The 22,641-nt window shown below is 60.8% G+C and carries 20 protein-coding genes, 1 other RNA gene and 1 pseudogene; 13 read left to right on the top strand and 9 right to left on the bottom strand.

Translation table 11 applies throughout. The annotated features are described in order from the left end of the window. Nucleotides 1–3 precede the first annotated feature (3 nt). On the top strand, nt 4–717 hold the full coding sequence (locus tag H663_RS32810; protein WP_053171938.1) for an SMI1/KNR4 family protein: 714 nt from the start codon (nt 4–6) through the stop codon (nt 715–717). Nucleotides 718–735: 18 nt separating this feature from the next. Here H663_RS32810 and H663_RS42400 read toward each other — a convergent pair whose 3' ends face one another. Further along, nucleotides 736–858, bottom strand: coding sequence for a hypothetical protein (locus tag H663_RS42400; protein WP_276309831.1), 123 nt, complete (start codon nt 856–858; stop codon nt 736–738). Nucleotides 859–941: 83 nt separating this feature from the next. Between H663_RS42400 and H663_RS32805 the strand changes: the two genes are divergently transcribed. Further along, entirely contained in the window at nt 942–2,099 is a 1,158-nt protein-coding gene (locus H663_RS32805; protein ID WP_053171940.1) for an ABC transporter ATP-binding protein, read from the top strand. 838 nt (nt 2,100–2,937) lie between these two features. On the opposite strand, the gene H663_RS32800 is transcribed toward H663_RS32805, so the two are convergent. The 4 genes from H663_RS32800 to dapF form a co-directional block, all read right to left on the bottom strand. Beyond that, on the bottom strand, nt 2,938–4,119 hold the full coding sequence (locus H663_RS32800; RefSeq protein ID WP_053172171.1) for a class I SAM-dependent rRNA methyltransferase: 1,182 nt from the start codon (nt 4,117–4,119) through the stop codon (nt 2,938–2,940). 598 nt (nt 4,120–4,717) lie between these two features. Further along, nucleotides 4,718–5,683: a tyrosine recombinase XerC gene (locus H663_RS32795; protein WP_053171942.1), complete on the bottom strand. Its 966-nt coding sequence runs from the start codon at nt 5,681–5,683 to the stop codon at nt 4,718–4,720. A 15-nt stretch (nt 5,684–5,698) separates the two neighbouring features. Next, the gene (locus tag H663_RS32790) at nt 5,699–6,379 is read right to left on the bottom strand and encodes a DUF484 family protein (RefSeq protein ID WP_053171943.1); all 681 of its coding nucleotides are present in this window, start codon (nt 6,377–6,379) and stop codon (nt 5,699–5,701) included. An 18-nt stretch (nt 6,380–6,397) separates the two neighbouring features. Then, entirely contained in the window at nt 6,398–7,267 is an 870-nt protein-coding gene (gene dapF / locus H663_RS32785) for a diaminopimelate epimerase (protein ID WP_053171945.1), read from the bottom strand. Between the two features lie 50 nt (nt 7,268–7,317). Between dapF and H663_RS32780 the strand changes: the two genes are divergently transcribed. The 3 genes from H663_RS32780 (at nt 7,318) to H663_RS32770 (ending at nt 10,377) form a co-directional block, all read left to right on the top strand. Beyond that, entirely contained in the window at nt 7,318–8,964 is a 1,647-nt protein-coding gene (locus H663_RS32780) for an MBL fold metallo-hydrolase (RefSeq protein WP_053171947.1), read from the top strand. A gap of 28 nt (nt 8,965–8,992) precedes the next feature. Continuing rightward, entirely contained in the window at nt 8,993–9,688 is a 696-nt protein-coding gene (locus H663_RS32775) for a S4 domain-containing protein (RefSeq protein ID WP_053171949.1), read from the top strand. Between the two features lie 167 nt (nt 9,689–9,855). Beyond that, entirely contained in the window at nt 9,856–10,377 is a 522-nt protein-coding gene (locus H663_RS32770; protein WP_053171951.1) for an Rrf2 family transcriptional regulator, read from the top strand. 89 nt (nt 10,378–10,466) lie between these two features. Here the strand turns inward: H663_RS32770 and rnpB are convergent. After that, nucleotides 10,467–10,819: RNase P RNA component class A (rnpB, locus tag H663_RS32765), an RNA gene on the bottom strand. A 133-nt stretch (nt 10,820–10,952) separates the two neighbouring features. Here rnpB and cysK point away from each other — a divergent pair. The 5 genes and pseudogenes from cysK to purH all read left to right on the top strand — a co-directional run bounded on the left by cysK (nt 10,953) and on the right by purH (nt 17,066). Then, nucleotides 10,953–11,870 carry a cysteine synthase A gene (gene cysK, locus H663_RS32760; protein ID WP_053171953.1) on the top strand — a complete coding sequence of 306 codons (918 nt, stop codon included), beginning with the start codon at nt 10,953–10,955 and terminating at the stop codon, nt 11,868–11,870. 230 nt (nt 11,871–12,100) lie between these two features. Next, a complete protein-coding gene (locus tag H663_RS32755) occupies nt 12,101–13,915 on the top strand; it encodes an NAD(P)/FAD-dependent oxidoreductase (RefSeq protein WP_053171955.1) in 1,815 nt (604 codons plus the stop codon). A 180-nt stretch (nt 13,916–14,095) separates the two neighbouring features. Then, nucleotides 14,096–15,143, top strand: a pseudogene (gene dusB / locus H663_RS32750) (tRNA dihydrouridine synthase DusB). Next, a complete protein-coding gene (locus tag H663_RS32745; protein ID WP_053171959.1) occupies nt 15,140–15,379 on the top strand; it encodes a Fis family transcriptional regulator in 240 nt (79 codons plus the stop codon). Before dusB ends, H663_RS32745 begins: the two are co-directional and overlap by 4 nt. Before the next feature lie 100 nt (nt 15,380–15,479). Beyond that, a complete protein-coding gene (gene purH / locus H663_RS32740; RefSeq protein ID WP_053171961.1) occupies nt 15,480–17,066 on the top strand; it encodes a bifunctional phosphoribosylaminoimidazolecarboxamide formyltransferase/IMP cyclohydrolase in 1,587 nt (528 codons plus the stop codon). Nucleotides 17,067–17,138: 72 nt separating this feature from the next. Here purH and H663_RS32735 read toward each other — a convergent pair whose 3' ends face one another. Further along, nucleotides 17,139–17,957: an alpha/beta fold hydrolase gene (locus tag H663_RS32735; protein ID WP_053171963.1), complete on the bottom strand. Its 819-nt coding sequence runs from the start codon at nt 17,955–17,957 to the stop codon at nt 17,139–17,141. Nucleotides 17,958–18,391: 434 nt separating this feature from the next. Between H663_RS32735 and H663_RS32730 the strand changes: the two genes are divergently transcribed. From H663_RS32730 to H663_RS32720, 3 genes are read left to right on the top strand one after another with little or no spacing between them, the layout of a single operon-like run. Then, entirely contained in the window at nt 18,392–18,799 is a 408-nt protein-coding gene (locus H663_RS32730; RefSeq protein WP_053171965.1) for a putative toxin-antitoxin system toxin component, PIN family, read from the top strand. A gap of 11 nt (nt 18,800–18,810) precedes the next feature. Next, nucleotides 18,811–19,047 carry a toxin-antitoxin system HicB family antitoxin gene (locus tag H663_RS32725; protein ID WP_053171967.1) on the top strand — a complete coding sequence of 79 codons (237 nt, stop codon included), beginning with the start codon at nt 18,811–18,813 and terminating at the stop codon, nt 19,045–19,047. A 55-nt stretch (nt 19,048–19,102) separates the two neighbouring features. Continuing rightward, a complete protein-coding gene (locus H663_RS32720) occupies nt 19,103–20,350 on the top strand; it encodes a DEAD/DEAH box helicase (RefSeq protein WP_053172173.1) in 1,248 nt (415 codons plus the stop codon). 297 nt (nt 20,351–20,647) lie between these two features. Here the strand turns inward: H663_RS32720 and H663_RS32715 are convergent, their stop codons facing one another. Both H663_RS32715 and H663_RS32710 read right to left on the bottom strand, forming a co-directional pair. After that, nucleotides 20,648–21,238: a DUF3501 family protein gene (locus tag H663_RS32715; protein ID WP_053170805.1), complete on the bottom strand. Its 591-nt coding sequence runs from the start codon at nt 21,236–21,238 to the stop codon at nt 20,648–20,650. Nucleotides 21,239–21,249: 11 nt separating this feature from the next. Then, the gene (locus tag H663_RS32710) at nt 21,250–22,599 is read right to left on the bottom strand and encodes a (Fe-S)-binding protein (protein ID WP_053171626.1); all 1,350 of its coding nucleotides are present in this window, start codon (nt 22,597–22,599) and stop codon (nt 21,250–21,252) included. Nucleotides 22,600–22,641 lie beyond the last annotated feature (42 nt).

Below are 22,641 nucleotides of genomic sequence, written 5' to 3'. Positions count from 1 at the left end.
CATATGAACAACGATGAACTGGTGCCCACACTGGTTGACGCAGCGATCGCCAAGCTCAGACGCTTGGATATGTGTCGAACGCCTTTGAGCACCATGCCTGAAGCCATGCGCGACCATGACATTCCCACAACAAATGGCTGGCTGGGGTGGAAGCCTGTGGCCAGCACCGTGACCGATGCCGACATTCAAGATTTAGAGAAAAAACTGAATCTGCAGTTTCCGTCGCTTTACAAGCAATTGCTTCAGTACCGTCATTTCTATGATTTGGGCATACAGGGTGTACGCCTTGAATGTCACCCCATAGACACATGGAGGAAAACCCTGGACAACCTCTACAAAGCTTATGAGCCCGAGAGAATCGTCGGGCTTGGCTTTCTGCCGTTTGGCTCTGAATGTTTCATGGATGCTGGTTTGCTGTGTTTTGACACGCGGAGAATGTGCAACGGAGACTGCCCCGTGGTGTACTGGGACCATGAGTATTTTGAGACAGATGAGGAAATCAAGCCTTTGTTTTCCAGCGTCCAAGCCATGTTTCGGTGCATGCGGGTGGTGACCCAATTCGATTTCAATTTTTTCCACCACTTTCCAGACGAGTCACCCCGCTTACTTGCAGATCGCCAACAAGCCCTGGGTTTGTTTCTGGCACAAGACCCATGGGGTGCGGGTGGTGTGGCGCGCCCCTATTGGACAAGTGGGGGAGTCAATCCACCTCAGTGATCTGAGAAATTCTGGCGCTCACCCTGTGCATACGGCCCAGTTGCTGTTGGGCGCATGGCCATTGGCCAGATCAAATTCTGCGCCGCTCATTTCTTTCTGGGTGTCGCCAGGCCTCTCAAAAATGCCCACGACAAGCCGCATGGTTGAGAGCCTGACGCCCGAAGCAAGTCCTGGATGCTGATGCACCCCTTGGGATGGCTTTCAACGTGCCTACAATGCCCCTCATGTTTCTTGAATTGCGCCAACTGGACATCCAATACCCCGCAAGCCCAACGCCTGCCGTGCGGGGGGTCAACCTGGGTCTGCGCTCCGGTGACATCGGGGTGCTGATCGGCCCGTCGGGCTGCGGCAAAACCACCTTGTTGCGTGCCGTGGCGGGGCTGGAACCGATATCGGGTGGCCAGATCCTGCTGTCCAACCGGGTGGTGAGCGAAAAGGGTCATACCGAGCCGGCCGAACGCCGCCGCATTGGCATGGTGTTTCAGGACTATGCGCTGTTTCCGCACATGGACGTGGGGCGCAACGTGGGCTTTGGCCTGGCGCATTTGCCTAAACCCGAGCGCCAAAAACGGGTGGCCGAGGTGCTGGAACTTGTGGGGCTGACGGGTTCAGACAAACGCTACCCGCATGAACTCTCTGGCGGTCAACAGCAACGCGTGGCGCTGGCCCGCGCCCTGGCGCCCAAACCTGATTTGCTGCTGCTGGATGAGCCGTTTTCCAATCTGGACATCGACTTGCGCGAACGCCTGGCCCATGAGGTGCGCAACATCCTCAAGGCTGCCAAGGCCACAGCCTTGCTGGTCACACATGACCAGCTTGAAGCTTTTGCCATTGGCGACGTGATCGGCGTCATGAACGAAGGCCAGCTGCACCAATGGGACGATGCCTACAGCCTTTATCACCGCCCGGCCACCCGCTTTGTGGCCGATTTCATTGGCCATGGCGTGTTCACCCCCGCCACGCTGCGCGAAGTGGACGGACACATCTTGGTCAGTACCCCGGTGGGTGAGTTGCGCGATGTGGCCGAATGCCCTTTGCCTTGCGCGTTTGAAGACGGCCAGTGCGACGTGCTGCTGCGGGCCGACGACATCGTGCACGACGACGATGCCCCAGTGAAAGCGCAAATCACTCGAAAAGCCTTTCGCGGCTCAGAGTTTTTGTACACGCTGCGTCTGGCCACGGGCGAGCAACTGATGGCCCACGTGCCCAGCCACCACGACCACAAACTCGGCGAATGGATCGGTATACGCGCCGAGGTGGACCATGTCGTCACCTTCAACCGCGTTTGCCCTGCCCAGCAAGGTGAGCTGTGTCAAATGCCCTGCGCCAAAGCCCTTCACAGGGTTGCCGAAGGGCCTGACTGCGAAAAAGCCAAGCTGTAAGTCTTTGGCGCAAGTCGCCCCTGCACCGGTGTGGTCGAAGGGGGCCTTGTGGGTGAATCAGGCCGATGTCGGGGTCTTCGACCGCCGACCTACAAATAGGGTTTTCTTGGCGGGTATTGTTGGACGCAGACCCGCCCTGCAACCGTAGGTCGGCACTCGCAGAGTCCGACGCTGGGTGAGACCACTGCGGAGGCCGCGGCAGGCATGCGCGCTGAACAGCCATGTGTCGGGGTCTTCGACCGCCGACCTACAAATAGGGTTTTCTTGGCGGGTATTGTTGGACGCAGACCCGCCCTGCAGCCGTAGGTCGGCACTCGCAGAGTCCGACGCTGGGTGAGCCCACTGCTGAGGCCGCGTCAGGCATGCACGCTGAACAACCATGTGTTGGGGTCTTCGACCGCCGACCTACAAATAGGGTTTTCTTGGCGGGTTTTGTTGAACGCAGACCCGCCCTGCACCCGTAGGTCGGCACTCGAAGAGTCCGACGCTGGGTGAGCCCACTGCTGAGGCCGCGGCAGGCATGCACGCTGAACAACCATGTGTCGGGGTCTTCGACCGCCGACCTACAAGGCTTCGCAAGTCGGCCCGCGCAGCGTCCGGGGTTTGCCGCTCGGACGTGTCCAAATTGCAGGTCGGTAACCGAAGAGTCCGACTATTGCAGGGGCACGGCCTGTTGAGGGGCGCGCCTTGAGGGTTGATGAATCAAGCCTGAGATGACGCCCCCAACGTGGGCGCTCTCAGACCCCGACAGGGCAGGGGGCAGTCAGGGGCTGCATTCAGATTGAAACCATGCCAGGCGCAGCGGCACAAATTCAATGCTGTGCCCATGGCCTGAACTTCACTTGCGCACGACCACCAAACCCTTCAAATATTCGCCCTCCGGGAAATTGATCGTCATCGGGTGGTCTGGCGCGCCTTGCAGGCGTTCGCTGATGAAACCATCCACACCCGCATCTGTGCCGGCCGAAGCCACGATTTTGTGGAACAAGTCGGCGCTGATGCCGCCCGAGCAGGAGTAAGTGAACAACTCGCCGCCGGGGGCCAACAGTTTGAAGGCCAGGCGGTTGATGTCCTTGTAGGCGCGGGCAGCGCGTTCGGCGTGCGCGGCCGTGGGCGCGAACTTTGGCGGGTCCAACACGATGGCATCAAAGGTCTCGCCCGCCTCAATGAAGGCGCGCAGGCTGGCGTTCACATCGGCATCCATGAAGATCGCGCGGGCCTCGTCAAAGCCATTCAGGCGCACATGGGCTCGGGCACGGTCGAGCGCCGGGCCGGATGAGTCGATGGATGTGACATGCCCAGCCCCGCCCGCCAGCGCCGCCACCGTGAAGCCGCCGGTGTAGCAGTAGCAATTGAGCACTCTGCCAAACCGGCGGTGGCGCGTGTGCTGTGCAAAGCGCTGGCGGCTGTCGCGCTGGTCCAGATAGAAACCTGTTTTGTGACCGGTGGCAACGTCCAGGGTCAGCTGCCAGTCGTGTTCCCGGATGGTGAGCTCGGTCGGCCCCTCGCCACGCAACCAGCCGGTCACTTCGGGCAGGCCCTCGAGGCTGCGCACATTGGCATCCGAACGTTCATACAGGCGCGTGAGGCCGGTGACTTTGAGCAAAGCATCTGCAATGACCGACTTGAAGCGCTCGGTGCCGCAGCTGGTGAACTGGGCGACCAGCGTGTCGGCATAGCGGTCGACGATGAGGCCTGGCAACCCGTCGGACTCGCCATGCACCAAGCGCACGCCATCACTCTGAATGTCAAACCACTGTCGCGCGGCCACAGCTTGGGCGATGCGCGTTTCGATGAAAGCCGCGTCAATGCGTTGGGTGTCGTCAAAACTCCAGATGCGAGCCCGGATGCGCGAAGAGGGGCTGAAGGCGGCCCAGCCCAAAAATTGCCCGCCGTGCGATTCCACCCGCACCGTCTCGCCCGGATCGCCGCCGCCTTTGGCAATGGCAGAGTCAAACACCCAGGGGTGGCGGCGCAGCAAGGAGCGTTCCTTGCCGTCTTTGAGTCGTATGCTTTTCATGGGGGTATTGTCGGGCACAGACCCGCCCTGCACCCGTAGGTCGGTACTCGCAGAGTCCGAAGCTGGGTGAACGCACTGCGGAGGCCGGGCCGGCATACACGCTGAACAACCATGTGTCGGAGTCTTCGACCACCGACCTACGCATACCGTTGCCCTCGTAGGTCGGTACTCGAAGAGTCCGACGTTGCATGCTTGACCCAAAGCGCTGGTTGCAGGCGATGGTGTGCATTCAGGCCAAACGTCGGGGTCTTTGACCGCCGACCTACGCATAGCGTTGCCCTTGTAGGTCGGTACTCGAAGAGTCCGACGTTGCATGCTTGACCCAAAGCGCTGGTTGCAGGCGATGGTGGTCCATCAGGCCAAACGTCGGGGTCTTTGACCACCGACCTACGCATAGCGTGTCCCTCGTAGGTCGGTACTCGAAGAGTCCGACGTTGCATGCTTGACCCAAAGCGCTGGTTGCAGGCGATGGTGGTCCATCAGGCCAAACGTCGGGGTCTTCGACCGCCGACCTACGCATACCGTTGCCCTTGTAGGTCGGTACTCGAAGAGTCCGACGTGGGTGAAGGCACTGCGAAGGCCGCTTAGACAAGTCGGGTTATTTGCGCTTGGCCCTTGGGTGTGCCGCGTCGTAGGCCTTGGCCAGGTGTTGAAAATCCAGCCGCGTGTAGACCTGCGTGGTGGTGATGTTGGCATGGCCCAGCAGTTCCTGCACAGCACGCAGGTCGCCACTGGACTGCAGCACATGGCTGGCAAAGGAGTGGCGCAGCATGTGCGGGTGCACCGGCGTGGCCAGCCCGGCCAGCAGACTGCGGCGTTTGAGGCGTTGCTCGACGGCCCGTGCGGTCAGGCGCGTGCCATGACGGCCGGGAAAAAGCGCCAGTGCCAGACTCGAGGCGCCAGGTGCAGGCTGCGTCAGCATGCCGGGCAGTTGAGGGCGTACCGCCAGCCAATGCGCCAGCGCCTCGACGGCCGAGCGACCCAAGGGCACGCTGCGGCGCTTGCTGCCTTTGCCTTGCACCTGCACTTCGGCGTTTTGCAGGTCGATCCAGCCGCGCCCGGAACGCGCTGCGTCGGAGCTGGCCATCACGTCCAGCCCCGTCAACTCGGCCACGCGCAGCCCACAGCCGTACAGCAGTTCGACCATGGCGGCATCCCGTGCTTCGAGCCAGGGGTCGTCGCCGGATTCTTCGTGTTCGGCCAATTGCACCGCCTCGTCCACCCCCAGGGCCTTGGGCAAAGGCTTGGCGACACGGGGAGCGCGCACATCGATCACCGGGTTGTGGCTGATCAGCCCTTCCCGGCCCAGCCAGGCGTAAAACCCCCGCCAGCCCGAGAGGATGAGGGCGATGCCACGGCCACTTCGGCCCGCACTGTGCATCTGGGCCACCCAGCGGCGGATGTGCCCGGTTTGCACCTGCAGCAAAGGCAGCTGGCTGGCGGCGGCCATGTCCGCCAGGCGAATCAGGTCCAGCTGGTACAAGGTGCAGGTGCGATCGGCCAGCCGTTTTTCAAAACGGACGTGGTCCAGGTAACGGGTGACCAGGGGATCGGGCTCGGCCATCTGGCGGCCTCGACTTCAGCTGCGCAGCACCGACAAGGCAGCGCCCGCCAATTCGCCCAAGCGCTCCAGCAAATCGGTGCCCATTTGGCTGTGGAAGCGCTTTGGATCGGGGGAGGCCAGCACCAGCAGTCCAAAAGGCGGCTGTCCGGGGGCAGGGCGCAAGGCCAGCAGCGCCAATGAAGCCGCTTGCGCCGGCTCGGACAACCACTGCACAGCTTCATAGCCAGAATTGGGCCCCACATAAGGCGTTTCCAAAGAGGTGGCCAGTTTTTGCACCGCCTCCGTCACACCTTGCGCATACGGGGCCGCAGCATGCGCTGCACCCAGCGACCACAGGCGCAAGGCCAGCTGGGGTACCTGAAACAAGTCGCGAATGTTGTCCACCGCCGACTCGGCCAGCTGCTCGGGCGGCGTGACCAGCAGTTCACACGACCAGCGGTGAAGCTTGTCGGTGAGGATCATGTTTTCGTTGCCGTGCCGGATCATGTCCATGATGCGGTGTTCCAGGGCCTTGATTTTGTCGCGCAGCATTTGAGCCTGGCGCTCTTGCAGGCTCACGGAGCGGTGGTTTTGGGGGTGGGTCAATTGCACCGAGGCGAGCAAGGAGGCATGGCGCTCAAAAAAATCCGGCGTATTCACCAAATAGTTGGCAATGTCGTCTTCGGTGATGGGGTTCATGGGCTCGGTCGGTGTCATGTCTTTTTTCCAAAAAAGTCAAAGGGTGTCGGGCACGTCAATGCTGCCCTCAAACACAGGTGTGGCCGGGCCGGTCATCAGCACCGGGCTGTCGGCCTGTCCGGCCCACTCGATGGTGAGCACACCGCCGTGGGTCTGCACATCCACGCGCGAGTCCAGCCAGCCCTGGCGAATGCCGGCCACCACCGCCGCACAAGCGCCGGTGCCGCAAGCCAGGGTCTCGCCTGAGCCGCGCTCGAACACCCGCAGCTTGATCTGGCTGCGCGAGACGATCTGCATGAAGCCCGCATTCACCCGTTTGGGGAAAGCCGGGTGGTTTTCAATCAAGGGGCCCTGGGCCAGCACCGGGAAAGTATCCACATCGTCCACGCGCTGCACCGCGTGCGGGTTGCCCATGGACACCACGCCCACGCGAGCAATGCCCAACTCGCCCAGTGCCAAATCGAACACTGGCCAGCCATTGACCTGGTCGCTGATGAGTCCCATCGGCTTGAAGGGCACACGCTCCCAGTCAAAGATGGGGGCACCCATGTTCACTGTGACGCGGCCATCGGGGTTCATGGTGAGTTCGATCTCGCCTTGCTGCACCTTCACGCGCACGGTGCTTTTGTCGGTCAGGCCTTTGTCGCGCACATAACGCACAAAGCAGCGGGCCCCATTGCCGCAGTGCTCCACCTCGCCGCCATCGGCGTTGTGGATCACGTATTCAAAGTCCAGCCCAGGTGCGGGCGAAGGGCGCACGGTGAGGATCTGATCGGCCCCCACGCCAAAGTGGCGATCGGCCAAAAAACGGTATTGGGCCGTGGAGAGGCCCAAGCGGGCTTGCGTCTCGTCGAGCACGACAAAATCGTTGCCGGCCCCTTGCATCTTGGTAAAGCGGATGTGCATGATCGGGATTATCGCCCTTGGATGAAGCTCAAGCCGCCTGATAATGGGGCATGGCACGCACATCCCAACTCCTGTACCCCCAACGCGAACCCGCCCCCCTGCGCCCCGCAGCCACCGTGCTGCTTTTGCGCGACGGCCCTGGCGGGCTCGAAGTCCTCATGACCCGCCGCTCCATGACGGCCAGCTTTGCGCCCGGTGCCTATGTGTTCCCCGGCGGGGGCATTGACGCGGCCGACGCTCAGGCACACGGCATGGCGCAGCGCCGAACCAAGCAAAGCGACTTGCACCTGACGCAAGCGATTGCCGCCATCCGCGAGAGCTTTGAAGAGCTGGGCATCTTGTTCGCCCGCCATGCCGATGGCCGCTGGGCTGACCACGACGACATCGCCGCCATCGACCGCCAAGCGGCTTTTGCCGCCCAATGCCAGGCCCGTGGCCTGACGCTGGCGGCAGACCAGGTGTTTGTGCTGGCCCACTGGATCACCGACCGCGACCTGCCGCGCCGCTTTGACGTGCCTTTTTTGGTCGCTCGCATGCCCGAAGGCCAAACCCCGGTGGCCGACGAATCCGAGCAGTTCGAGCCCGTTTGGGTGCGCCCCGTCGATGCCTTGACGCGCCACGAAGCGGGTCAGTTTTTCATCATCTTCCCGACCATCCGCACGCTAGAGCGTCTGAAAGCCTTTGCCACAGTCGACGCAGTGTTGCTAGCCTGCGCCGTGAACGACGAGCCGCTGTGGACCAGCTGCCCCCGCGCGGGTTGGCTGGCGGGCAACGAAGCGCGTTACATGGAGCACGAGGCCCCGTTTGGCGAGCTGGCCCTGGTCACGCCCGATGGGCAAATCCACCACCAGCTGGACTGGCGGACCGACCAAGCCGTGCCGCTGCTCCAAAACGTGCAGCGCCTCACCGCCCCCAACCCCGGCGTGATGACCGGCCCCGGCACCAACAGTTATTTGGTGGGCGACCCGAACACCGGCTACATCGCCATCGACCCCGGCCCGGCCGACGACGAGCACCTGCAGCGCCTGTGGCGTGCCGCAGGCGGGCAAATCAAAGCGATTGTGTGCACCCACTCGCACCCAGACCATTCACCCGGCGCCGCGCCCCTGCAGGCGCTGTGCACCCACAAGCCGCCCATTCTGGGCCTGGCCTCCAAACCAACCTCCCGCGCCAACAGCCGCTTCACCCCCGAGCGCGAACTGGCCGATGGCGAAAAACTGGTGCTGCAAGCCATTGGCGTGGACGGCGAAATCACCCACACCTTGCGCGTGGTGCACACCCCTGGCCATGCCGCCAACCACCTGTGCCTGGTGCTGGAAGAAGACGGCTTGCTGTTTTCGGGCGACCATGTGCTCAACGGCAGTACCACCGTGATCGACCCGCCCGACGGCCACATGGGCGACTATTTGGATTCGCTGGACAAACTGGCTGCGGCCTGCGAGGCTGGGGGCATCGAATTCATCTTGCCCGCGCACGGCCATGTGCTGGGCTTTGCCCACCAGGCCATCACGCACCTGAAGGCCCACCGCTTGAAGCGCGAGGCCAAAATAGCCGCCGCCATGCAGGCGCTGCCCCAAGGCAGCTTGCAGGAATGGGTGGAAAAAGCCTACGAAGACGTGCCGCCCCGCCTGTGGCCCGTGGCGGCCCGTTCGCTGCAAGCGCATGTGGACCACATCCGCGAACAAGCCCTGTCTTGATTCGCTTTGAGTATTTTTGAAAGCATCGATGATTTCCTCTGAAGAAGGCATCCGCCTGGCCAAACGCGTGGCCGCCGAGCAAAACTGTTCGCGCCGCGAAGCGGAAGCCCTGATCGTGGCCGGTGGCGTGCAGGTGGCGGGCAAAGTGGTCACCGACCCGGCCCGGCGCGTGCGGCCCGAGCAAGCCGTTCAGGTGAACCGTTTGGTTTCCATGGCCGCGCTGGCCCCCATGACCTTGGTGCTGTTCAAACCCGCGCACCGGGTGGCCAACCTGGCCTGGCTGCAAGACACCGTGGGCCTCAAAGCCCCGCAGCCTGGCATTTGGGGGCCTGAGCGCCTGGCCAAAATGCAAATGCCCCTGCCTCTGGCCAAACCCGCCAGCGGTCTGTGCATCTTCACGGACGATGTGGGCGTGCTGCGCCACCTGGAAGACCGCCGCAGCCCCATGGAACAAGAGTGGATGGCCACTCTGAGCGGCGAAGTGCCCGAAAGCCTGATCAAGGCCCTGAACGGCCCGGGCATCCGCGCCAGCATCAACCGCCAAACCGAGCAACTCACGGTACTGCGCATCGCGGGCAAAGACATTGACGGGCTGGATTTGGGTCGCTGGCTGGACGAACAATGCCCCCTGCAAGACCTGCGCCGCCAGCGGGTGGGCCGACTGAGTCTGGCCCCGCTGGAGCCAGGCCAGTGGCGGCAGCTGGAAGGTTACGAGCGGTTTTAGTTGATTTCCGACAAAAATACACAGGATTTACCCTTGAAATGAAACGGGCAATCCCCAATTTAAAGAGCAGTCTGAGAAAATAACCACTTGGTTATGACTGCGAAACCCGCCGTCAAAGACACCACAAAACCCAAAAGGGTTTTGTCCAACGCAGAAAGGAGCACACCATGCGTTTGAGCACCAAGAGCCGATTTGCCGTCACCGCGATGATCGACGTTGCACTGCGCGAAGACCGCGGCCCCGTGTCGCTGGCCGCCATCAGCGTGCGCCACCAAATTTCGCTGTCCTACCTGGAGCAGTTGTTCAGCAAGCTTCGCCAACAAGGCTTGGTCGAGAGCACCCGTGGCCCCGGCGGCGGGTATTCGCTTTCGCGCAATGCCGAAAAAATCACCATGGCCGACATCGTGGGCGCTGTGGATGCACCCTCTGAAGAGGAAGCAGCAGCCGAAGGCGGCTGGATGAGCAGTGAACTGTGGGCCAGCCTGAATGAAAAAATGTTGACCCATCTGCAGTCCATCAGCTTGCGCCAATTGGTGGCAGAGCAGCGCACCAAAGGCGTGACGGTTGAGCCAGCGCCAGCCCCATCCGTCAAACGCGGTGTGTTTGCCAAGCCCAAAAGCACCCTGAAAATCACTGCGCCCAACTCGGTCTTTGCACTGGCCGGCAGCTTGATGCCGTCTCGCGGCTGATTGGCGTTTGACCCTCCGCAAAAAACCCGCCTTGGCGGGTTTTTTGTTGTCTGCGCAAATACGCGATCGCCTTGGACGCGTTTGAATAAGTGTGAAGCCCGCCGATAAGCCGGATTCTGTGCACAGCGGTTGCCCGCTGCGTGACCGCCATTACTCTGGGCCGGGGGTCGCCCACCCGGCTCGTTGCTACCTACCCGCCAACTCACCCCGCGGAACCACAGGGAGAAGGAGTGCGGCGAACCGCGCCCCTTCAGGAAGGCCTACTTGGTATTGCTGCGCGTAGAGATTGCCCGTTTCACCCGAACTCAATCGGCTCGTCTCTGTTGCTCTGATCCTCACCTCACGGTGGAGAGGCGTTGCCTCCTACGCTGTCCTGTGCAGTCCGGACGTTCCTCCAGTGCTTCCTTTCGGAAATTGCACCAGCGACGGTCTGGCGAGCTTCACCCTTTGATTATCGCCTGAGCGCAGAGCACGCGAGCCGAACAGTGCTGCGCGAACGTTGTGTGCCACACAAGACATACAGGCAGCTCTCGCCATCCGCATAATTCGGCCAACCTCAAACCCTTGGAAACCGCATGAAAGCCCGCTCCATTCTCGACACCATTGGCCACACGCCGCATGTGCGCATCAACCGAATATTTGGCGCACAGGCCAATGTCTGGATCAAATCAGAACGCGGTAACCCGGGTGGCTCTATCAAGGACCGCATCGCGCTGGCCATGGTCGAAGACGCCGAAAAAACCGGCGCCTTGAAGCCTGGCGGCACCATCATCGAGCCCACCTCGGGCAACACCGGCATCGGCCTGGCCATGGTGGCCGCCGTGAAAGACTACAAGTTGGTGCTGGTCATGCCCGACAGCATGAGCATCGAGCGCCGCCGCCTGATGCTGGCCTATGGTGCATCGTTTGACCTCACGCCCCGCGAAAAAGGCATGAAGGGCGCGATTGCCCGCGCTGAAGAACTGGTGGCCAGCACGCCCGGAGCCTGGATGCCCCAGCAGTTTGAAAACCCCGCCAACATCGACGTGCATGTGCGCACCACGGCGCAAGAAATTTTGGCCGACTTTCCCGATGGCATCGACGCCCTCATCACAGGTGTGGGCACGGGCGGCCACCTGACGGGCACGGCCCGCGTGCTCAAGAGCCATTTCCCCCAACTCAAGGTGTTTGCAGTCGAGCCAGCGGCATCGCCCGTGATCTCGGGCGGGGCGCCCGCACCCCACCCCATCCAGGGCATTGGCGCAGGCTTTATCCCGAAAAACCTCGACACCCGCGTGCTAGACGGCGTGATCCAGGTCGACGCCGAAGCTGCCCGTGAATATGCACGCCGCTCAGCCTGCGAAGAGGGCATGTTGGTCGGTATTTCGTCGGGTGCGACTCTGGCGGCCATCGCACAAAAACTGCCCGAGCTGCCAGCAGGTGCCACCGTACTGGGCTTCAACTACGACACGGGCGAGCGCTACTTGTCTATTGAAGGCTTCTTGCCTGCGTGAGATCACCCAAACAATTGGGATCTGACCCCAATTCACACTTGAGATCACCCAAACAATTGGGATCTGACCCCAATTCATTCATCACCTCTTCGGATCTGAAGCTGCCGACCCGCAAGACCGCCTCCCAGTGCGTCGATCGCTTTGGCCCCGACAAGAGCTTTCTGCCATGCTTGCCGGTGCGGAGATAATCACGGCTTCTTGCTTGATAACCACAAGCCACAGAGGTGCCCATGATCCGAATTTCCGAACTCAAACTCCCCCTTTCGGCCCTGCCGGTTGAGGTGCGTCGCGCGGCCGATGCGCCGTCCGAGACCGATGAAGACCGTCTGCTCACGCCGCACCCCGAAGAAGCCCTGCGCCAATTGGCGGCGCAAGCGCTGGGCTTGGTCACAGCAGACATTGCCACGCTGCAGGTCTTCAAGCGCAGCTTTGACGCCCGCAAGGCTGACCTGCTGGCGGTGTACATCGTGGACCTGGCGCTGACCGATGCGCAGACCGAAAACAACTTGCTGCAGCAGTTCGCCAACCATCCCCACATCCAAGCCACCCCCGACATGCGCTGGCATGCCCCCTGCCACGCCCCCGCAGGTTTTGGTGCGCAAGACGGCGAGCGCCCAGTAGTGGTGGGCTTTGGCCCTTGCGGCATGTTTGCGGCATTGGCCCTGGCGCAAATGGGCTTTCGGCCCATCGTGCTGGAGCGCGGCAAGCCGGTGCGTGAACGCACCAAAGACACTTGGGGCCTGTGGCGCAAGCAAGTGCTCAACCCCGAGAGCAATGTGCAGTTTGGTGAAGGCGGTGCAGGCACCTTCAGCGACGGCAAGCTCTACAGCCAGATCAAGGATCCCCGCCACCTGGGACGCAAGGTCATGGATGAGTTCGTGAAAGCTGGAGCGCCTGCCGACATTTTGTATGCCGCACACCCGCACATCGGCACGTTCAAGCTGGTCAAGGTGGTCGAGAACATTCGCGAACAAATCATCGCGCTGGGTGGCGACATCCGCTTTGAGCAACGCGTGAGCGATGTGCTGCTCGCGCCCGCAGAGGGCGGTCATCAACTCACCGGTTTGCAGGTGCTGGACCAGCAAACCGGCCAAAGCCACACCCTGCCCACGCGCCACGCGGTATTGGCCCTGGGGCACAGCTCACGCGACACCTTTGTCATGCTGCACCGCAGTGGCGTGGCCATGCAAGCCAAAGCGTTTTCGATTGGCGTGCGCATCGAGCACCCGCAAAGCGTGATCGACCAAGCCCGCTGGGGCCGTCATGCGGGCCACCCGCTGCTGGGCGCGGCCGACTACAAGCTGGTGCACCATGCGCAAAACGGCCGCGCGGTCTACAGCTTTTGCATGTGCCCCGGCGGCACGGTGGTGGCCGCCACCAGCGAGCCCGGCCGCGTGGTGACCAATGGCATGAGCCAATACTCGCGCAACGAGCGCAATGCCAACGCGGGCATGGTGGTGGGCATTGATCCGCCTGACTACCCGCTGGACACTGCTGCCTGGCAAGCCGCCTTTGGCGAGCAAGACGGCGTGCTGCTGGCGCAAGAAGCCCAAGCATGGGCCGAGTTGCAGCCTTCCCAAGCGCACCCACTGGCAGGCATCGTGCTGCAGCGTCAGCTGGAAACCCGGGCCTTTGAAGTGGGCGGTGCCAACTACGAAGCGCCCGGCCAACTGGTGGGCGACTTTTTGGCGCAGCGCCCCTCCACCACCTGGGGCAGCGTGCAGCCGTCTTACAAACCCGGTGTGAAATTGACCGATCTGGCCGATGTCTTGCCCGACTACGCGGTGGCCGCCATGCGCGAAGCACTGCCGGTGTTTGGCCGCAAGATCAAGGGCTATGACATGCATGATGCGGTCATGACCGGGGTGGAAACGCGCACCTCGTCACCGCTCAAAATCCCGCGTGGTGAAGATTTTCAGAGTCTCAACACCCGTGGCCTGTATCCGGCGGGAGAAGGTGCCAGCTATGCGGGCGGCATCCTGTCTGCAGGGGTGGACGGCATCAAGGTGGCGCAAGCGGTGGCCAGTGCCATTCGGTCTGATTGAGGACCGCGACATGGACACAAGCGCTACACCTCGCCATGGCGGGATGATGACCAATGGGTCACCTGATTCACAAATATTTGGATGCGCCTTAGCACAATTTGCTTTCAGTTGCTGAAATATTAAGCAACTACAATCGTCCCTCCTTTTTAAACATTCCCCTTTCCAGCACACCTTCCAGTCATGCAGATTGGCCCTTTCCTATTGCCGAACAACTTGTTTGTCGCCCCCATGGCGGGGGTGACGGACCGGCCATTTCGCCAGCTGTGCAGGCAGTTCGGGGCGGGCTACGCGGTGAGCGAAATGGTGACCTCGCGGCCTGATTTATGGGCTTCGCTTAAAACCTCACGCCGGGCCAACCACGACGGCGAGCCCGGTCCGATTGCGGTGCAAATTGCGGGCACCGAAGCGCAGATGATGGCCGACGCCACGCGCTACAACATCGACCGGGGCGCGCAAATCATTGACATCAACATGGGCTGCCCGGCCAAAAAAAGTCTGCAACAAATGGGCTGGATCGGCCCTGATGCAAGACGAGCCGCTGGCGCTGGAGATCATCAGCGCCGTGGTCGAAGCGGCCTTGCCCCACGGCGTGCCCGTCACACTCAAGATGCGGACAGGCTGGTGCGATGCCGAAAAAAACGCCCTGAGCCTGGCCCGCGCCGCTGAGAGCGCCGGGGTGCAAATGGTCACCGTGCATGGCCGCACCCGCGAGCAAGGCTACAAAGGCTGGGCCGAATACGAGACCGTGGCCGCCGTCAAGGCCGCTTTGCGCATCCCGGTGGTGGCCAATGGCGATGTGGATTCACCCGAAAAAGCCCGCGATGTGCTGAAGGTCACCGGAGCCGATGCAGTCATGATCGGCCGCGCTGCGCAAGGCAGCCCCTGGATCTTTCGTGAGATTGGCCACTTTTTGGCCACGGGCGAACACCTGGCCGCGCCGCTGGTGGCCGAAGTGCGCCGCGCCTTGCTGGAACACCTGCAAGACCACTACGGTCTGTACGGCGAATACACCGGCGTGCGCTCGGCACGCAAACACATCGGCTGGTATGTGCGCACGCTGCCCGGTGGCGACGCCTTTCGCGAACACATGAACACCTTGGAGACCGCAGCCGGGCAACTGGCCGCAGTGGCCGCTTATCTGGACGGCCTGGCCGAGCAGATGGAGCGTTTGCCCCAGCGCCAGGCCCAGCGCCCCGAGGCCTGCACCGATTTAGAGACCACGCCATGAGCGAACCCCAATCCATTGAAAACTGCATCCGGGACAACCTGGACATTTACTTTCGCGACCTGGACGGCACCGACCCCACAGGCCTTTATGACATGCTGGTCAAGCTGGTCGAAAAGCCGCTGCTCGACGTGGTGATGACCCAGTCCGGGCAAAACCAGTCACGCGCGGCCGAATGGCTGGGCTTGAACCGCAACACCTTGCGCAAAAAACTGCTCGAACACGATTTGTTGAAATGAAGCTGGCGCGGCCTGCTCCCGCCCAACGCCCTTGAATCCTTGCCGGAACCCTTTAGCCCGGCCCCGCCTTGAATACCTCTGAATTTTGAAGAAAGTCCCCATGAGAGCCCTCATCTCTGTCTCTGACAAAACCGGCATCGTCGACCTGGCCAAAGCACTGCACGCCTTGGGCGTGGGCCTGATTTCCACCGGCGGCACCGCCAAACTGCTGGCCGAGCAAGGCTTGCCCGTGACCGAAGTGGCCGAGGTCACCGGTTTTCCGGAAATGCTGGACGGCCGCGTCAAAACACTGCACCCCAAAGTGCACGGCGGCTTGCTGGCCCGTCGCGACACGCCCGAGCACATGGCTGCTTTGCAGGCGCAAGGCATAGCCACCATCGACCTGCTCATCGTCAACCTCTACCCGTTTGAAGCCACCGTGGCCAAGCCCGGCTGCACGCTGGCCGACGCGATCGAGAACATCGACATCGGCGGCCCCGCCATGGTGCGCTCTGCCGCCAAAAACTGGAAAGACGTGGGCATCGTGACCGACGCCAGCCAATACGCGGACGTGTTCGCCGAGCTGAAAGCCAGCGGCAAGTTGAGCGACAAACTGCGCTTTGCTTTGTCGGTGGCTGCGTTCAACCGCATCAGCCAATACGACGGCGCGATCAGCAACTATTTGTCGAGCGTGAACTTTGAAGCCGAAAAACTCAGCGAAGACTACGTGCCCGAGCGTGCCCAGTTCTCAGGTCAATTCAACGAGCAATACGTCAAGGTGCAAGACCTGCGCTACGGCGAAAACAGCCACCAGCAAGCCGCTTGGTACCGTGATTTGGCCCCCGCTGCGGGCTCATTGGCCACAGGCGTGCAGCTGCAAGGCAAAGAGCTGAGCTACAACAACATCGCCGACGCCGATGCGGCTTGGGAATGCGTGAAGAGCTTCGATAGCTCAGCTTGTGTCATCGTCAAACACGCCAACCCCTGCGGCGTGGCGGTGGGTGCCACGGCACTCGAGGCCTACAGCAAAGCCTTCCAAACCGACCCCACCAGCGCCTTCGGCGGCATCATCGCCTTCAACCGCCCTGTGGACAAAGCCGCTGCCGAGGCTGTGAGCAAGCAATTCGTCGAAGTGCTGATGGCCCCCGACTTCAGCGCCGAAGCACTGGAAGTGTTCAAGAGCAAAGTCAACGTTCGTTTGATGAAAATCGCCTTGCCCGCCAATTACGGCGACGTGCGCAACGCGCTCGAAACCAAACGCGTGGGCTCAGGCCTGTTGCTGCAAAGCGCCGACAACCACGAGTTGGCGTTGGCCGACATGAAAATCGTCACCGTCAAACAACCCACCCCTGAAGAGCTGCACGACCTGTTGTTCGCCTGGAAAGTGGCCAAGTTCGTCAAATCCAACGCCATCGTGTTCTGCAAAAACGGCATGACCATGGGCGTGGGCGCTGGCCAAATGAGTCGCCTTGACTCGGCCCGCATCGCCAGCATCAAGGCCGAAGCGGCCAAGCTCAGCTTGCAGGGCACCGTGGTCGCCAGCGACGCTTTCTTCCCCTTCCGCGACGGACTCGATGTGGTGGTGGACGCGGGTGCCACCTGCGTGGCCCAGCCCGGTGGCTCCATGCGCGACCAAGAGGTGATTGACGCCGCCAACGAGCGTGGCGTGGCCATGGTGTTCACCGGGGTGCGTCACTTCCGTCATTGAGTCCAATCAAGGGCAGCGGACCCGTCACCGAAACAACACAATTCTCTGTGCGGTGTCCGTTTGGTCTTGCATTCAAAACACAGGTGCCGCGAGCAGGCGATCCAGTATTTTTTGAGCAATGACAGGATCTCTGTGAATGAAATGCCCACACTCTGGCACGAAGTGTGGTTCGCATGAAGGAATGATTTTTGCGAGTTCCTTCCCGGCTGCAGGTGATGCCAAATTGTCACGTCCGCCGTGCCACCAATACACGGGTACTCGGATGGATTCCGGCAAGAAATTCCAGTTTTTTGTGATGAGCTGGAGGTCGGTTTTCAGTCCGATGCCACCTTGACGAAATGCTTCTCCCTGATGTGTAGAAGCCCCCCCGCGATCTTTCAGGAGTGCTGCCATTGCATTGCTCAGCAGGGGCAATAAGACAGTCGCATACCGTGAAATAAAAAACACCATTCGATTCACGACGGATAAGCCAGTCCAAAAACCTGTCGTTGTCATGGGGGCAGGACTTGCGACGACGGTTGCAGTGATGACGCGTTGAGGCAGTAGGGCTGCGCAGGCGAGTGCAAATGGCCCGCCCCCTGAAACGCCGAGTACGTGAAAGCGATCCAAGTTCAGTTGATCAGCCAACATTTGAATGTCGTTCACCCAATCAGCCATGGCAACGGCATCGGGATTTGGAGAAGACTTTCCGTATCCAGGACGTTCCGGGGACAGTATTCGCAGTCCGGCTGCGGACACTTCCTCGCTGTCCAAACCGAAAATTCGGGAGCCTGGTGTGCCGTGAAATAGAAAGATGGGTATGCCATCTGGGTGCCCGTAATCACAATACGACATGCATCGTCCATCCGGCAGTATTTCAATCGCCTCAGTGGTGTGGAGTGCCTTGTTCATGATGGACTTTATCGCCGTGAAGTCTTAGAAATCCGGTTGGCGCTTACTGGCCGATAGCCTCGGGCCATTGGTCATTCTTCGCGAGGTCATTCACACTCACCTGGTTGCATGTCGGCCAAAAACTCATGGCCTTTCAGGGTGTCGTTCGCAATCATTGCTGTTCTGTTTTTCAAATTTGTGGGTCTGGCGCTGGGTGAGCAGGCGGCTGTGTTTGCCATTGACAAAACGTGTTTTTTAAAGGGCTTGCTTCGTTGTTTAAGTTTTAAATAGTATTCAATTTTTCGTCATCTCGGTCATGGCGCTGGCATTTCTTCACTTGGGGTCGCCTTCTGTGCATTGAGCTTGACGCTTCTCGATCATGTAGAAGGTGCCAAAGAGGGTCAGAGCACAGGGTTGCATCATTCGCTGATATCATCGGTAACATCATCAAAATCATGTTGCTCGACACCAATGTGCTGGTTGCTGCCTTGAGCAGTGCTCGAGGCGCGTCGTATGCGCTGCTGCAAGCGGTCGCTTCGGCGCGTGTGCGCATGGTGGCGTCACCCGCAGTGTGGCTTGAATACGAGTCGGTCCTCAAGCGTGATGAGATACGGGCCTTGCACGGTTTTTCCGCCGATCAGGTGGATGCGTTTTTGTCCGCCTTGGCCGTGTGGGTGGAGCCGGTGAGCTTGCATTACATCTGGCGGCCACAGCTGCGAGACCCGGGTGATGAAATGGTGTTGGAGGCCGCGGTCAACGCGCGGGTTCACGCCTTGGTCACCCGCAATGTGAAAGATTTTTCGATGGCCGCGCCACGCTTTGGCCTGGCTGTCAAAACACCAGCCCAGGCTTTGGCTTTTTAGGAGGATGCCGTATGAGTACCTTTGCCCTTCGTTTGCCCGATTCCTTGTATGCCCATGCTCGCAAGCTGGCGGAACAAGATCAGGCTTCGCTCAACCAGTTCATCACCGTGGCTGTGGCCGAAAAGGTGTCGGCTCTCAATGCGGCCGCTTTTTTTGCCGAACGGGCCGGTGCGGCCAATCCCATCGATCTGGCGACTTTTTTGTCGAAGGTGCCTGACCGTTCCCCGCTGGAGGGTGATGAGCGATGAGTCGTGTCACCTTGATCCTTTCCCCGTCGCCATTTTTTGAGGATCAAGCATGAGCTTGAGTTTTGGCACATTGGGCCTGTCCCCCGCGCTGCAACGCGCCGTGTCCGACATGGGCTTGTACGCCCCCACCCCCATTCAGGCCGAGGCGATTCCGGCCGCGCTGAAATTGACCGATGTGTGGGCCACCGCGCCCACCGGTTCGGGCAAAACGCTGGCTTTTGCGCTGCCGCTGTTGCAGCACTTGCTGGCCGCACCCAGGCAGACCAATTTTCGTCGCCCCGTGCGTACCCTGGTGCTGGTGCCCACGCGCGAATTGGCGGTGCAAGTCGGTGATGTGCTGGCCAATCTGGCGTACAAACTGCCGCAATCATTGAAGGTGAACACGGTGTTTGGTGGCGTGTCGGTCAACCCGCAAATGATGGCGCTGCGCGGTGGTGCTGACATCGTGGTGGCCACACCCGGCCGTTTGCTCGATTTGATCGACCAGAACGCCGTGCGCCTGGCCGATGTGCAGCATCTGGTGCTGGACGAAGCCGACCGACTGCTGGATTTGGGCTTTGCCGATGAACTGCAACGTGTGCTGGCGCTGCTGCCTGCCCAGCGCCAAACCTTGTTGTTTTCGGCCACCTTCGCGCCCGAGGTGGAAGCGTTGGCCACTAAGCTGCTGCGCGATCCGGTGCGCATCACGGTGGAAGCCTTTGAAGGCCACAAGCCCGACATCACCCAGCGTGCCATCGCCGTGGACGAAAAAAGCCGCACAGCCTTGCTTCGTCACCTGATCACCGAAAACGGCTGGAAGCAGGTGCTGGTGTTTGTGGCCACGCGCTACGCCTGCGAGCATGTGGCGAACAAGCTCTACAAAGCGGGGATGTTTGCCACGCCTTTTCACGGTGAGATGAGCCAAGGTGCAAGGCAAGAGGTGTTGAGCGAATTCAAGGCCGGACGCTGGGACGTGGTGGTCACCACCGACCTGGCCTCGCGCGGCATCGACATCGCCATGCTGCCCGTGGTGGTCAACTACGACTTGCCGCGCTCGGCCACCGACTACACCCACCGCATTGGCCGCACGGGCAGGGCGGGGGCGCATGGCGACGCGGTGAGCTTTGTCACGGCTGCAGCGCTGGCGCATTGGCAGCTGATCCAGAAACGCGAAAGCCTGGAACTGCCGTTGGAGCAGGTGCCAGGTTTTGAACAAACCGAAACCCCACCGCCGCCGTCACCCGGCAATGGCGGCATCAAGGGTTCACGGCCCAGCAAAAAAGACAAGCTGCGGGCGGCGGCTTTGGGCAATCCGCTGAACTGACAGTGGGGTGACCCTGCAACTGATTTTCTGACTTTGCTCACCCTGGGCCTGAGCCCTGATCCAGACGACTGAATATGATAGGGTTCCCGATTTATGGATTCGGCCCTATCAAGTTTTCAATGCTTAAAGATGTTGCAGGTCGGCGGTCGAAGGCCCCGACAAGGGCCTGTGCCAAAACCAGTCATGTCGGACTCTGCGAGTGCCGGCCTACGAGATGACATGTTTCACACATTACAAACCTCTGCGTGCCGTATCCACAAGGGCTGCAGCAGGGGTCGAGCATGAAAACCAGACGGATTACTTCAGATCACCCGCCAAACTGGCCAGCGTGTCGGGCGCGATGTCGATGTGTGAGGGGTAATGCGTGTGGTCGCAGCCCATCTTGACGCCAGCGCCAGCCTTCACGGCCGCGCACATGTCGGGCTTGAGTTCAAAACGCACAAAGTGCACCGCTGAGGTTTTTTCGTCGGTCTCGCGGTCCAGGTCTTCGTCGGCAATCGCGTACACGCGGCCATGGCCTTCGACCTCAACAAACATGCGGTCTTCCACGCCGATCAGCTTGGCCAGCTCCCGCTTGCGCTCGTTGATGTCGGTGTACTCGATCATCATGGTGGCCTTCCAGTTGCTGCCGTCCGGCACCAGCGGGGCATAGGCCTCGATCTCTTGCAGGATGCCCTCTTCTTCGAACACTTTTTCGATGCGCAGCATCTCCTGGATCTGGTAGCGGATGGTGGTTTCGCTCTCAAACTGCACGTTGATGTGCTCACCCAGTTGCACGCTGCGCAGCTTGCGGTGGGCGATCACCTCGGGTTTGTGGACCTTGCGCCACTTGGTGTAAGCCTCCAAAGACATCAGGGTCTCGGGTGTGATTTTTCCGGTCAGTTGCATGGCAGTGTTCCTTATTTGAGACCGTAGGCTTTGCGCACCAGGGTCAAGGGGTGGTTCAGTTCGGGGGCACCGAGGCCATTGACCTCAAAGCCTTGGGCAATGTGGTGGCCGCCCAGCGGGCAGTCAGAGCTGATGAAGTCGGGCTCGGAGCCGTCTTTCATGGTGGCCATGGCCTTGAACACGGGTTTGCCGATCTTCATCGCCATCTCGTGTGAGCCTTTTTTCACGCCATACGTGCCGGCGTGGCCCGAGCAGCGCTCGATGGTGTTGATCTGGGTGTCCGGAATCATCTTGAGCATTTCCTCGGTCTTTTTGCCGATGTTTTGCACCCGGCCGTGGCAAGGAATCTGGTAGCTCACATTGCCCAGTTTTTGCGGGAACTCGGTCTTGAGCAGACCATCGCGCTTGCGGGCCATGAAGTACTCAAACGGGTCCCACATCGCGTCTTTAACCAACTGGGTGTCGGTGCAGTCCGGGAACATGAGCGGAATCTCTTGCTTGAACATCAGTGCGCAGCTGGGAACCGCCGCCATGATGGCAAAACCATCTTTGGCGTATTTGGCCAGCACCGGGATGTTGGCTTCCTTTGAGTCCTTGACCGAGTCCAAATCGCCCAGCTCCAGCTTGGGCATGCCGCAGCATTTTTCTTTCTCGACCAGCACATAGGGAATGGCGTTGTGGTCCAGAATTTTGAGCAAGTCGTGGCCGATGCCGGGCTCGTTGTAGTTGATGTAACAAGTGGAATAGATCGCCACTTTACCGGGTGTTTTCTCGCCATCGACCACTTTAACCGACTGGGCATCCGGGGCGCTGGAGCGGAATTTTTTCGTGGCCAACGAGGGCAGCCAGGCATTTTTGTCCACGCCCGCCACGCTCTCCATGACGCTGCGCGCCGCTTCGGTTTTGTTGATGGCGTTGATGGCTTGCACCACGATCGGGATGCCCGCAAAAGAGCCGTGTGTGTCGGTGGAGGCCAAAAACTTTTCGGCAGCGCCCACTTCGCCTTTTTTGAACTTGATGGCCTTGGCCCGCAGCATGGTGTGCGGGAAGTCCAGGTTCCACTCGTGGGGGGGTGTGTAGGGGCACTTGGTCATGTAGCACAGGTCGCACATGAAACACTGGTCCACCACTTTCCAGTAATCCTTCTTGTCCACACCATCGACTTCCATGGTGCTGCTCTCGTCCACCAGGTCGAACAAGGTGGGGAAAGAGCCGCACAAACTCACGCAGCGTCGGCAACCGTGGCAGATGTCAAAAATGCGCTCGAGTTCGTCAAAGCACTTTTCTTCGTTGTAGAAGTCCGGGGTCTCCCAAGCCAGCGCGTGCCGGGTGGGGGCTTCGAGGTTGCCTTCTTTGGCCATGTTGTGCTCCATTGGGATTTTTGTGGGTTTTTCTCAGGACTC

The organism is Limnohabitans planktonicus II-D5, from assembly GCF_001270065.2.
In the GTDB taxonomy this organism is placed as follows: Bacteria; Pseudomonadota; Gammaproteobacteria; order Burkholderiales; family Burkholderiaceae_C; genus Limnohabitans_A; species Limnohabitans_A planktonicus.
Note: the sequence above shows the minus strand (reverse complement) of the source record. Positions and strands in the feature narration are given on the sequence as shown.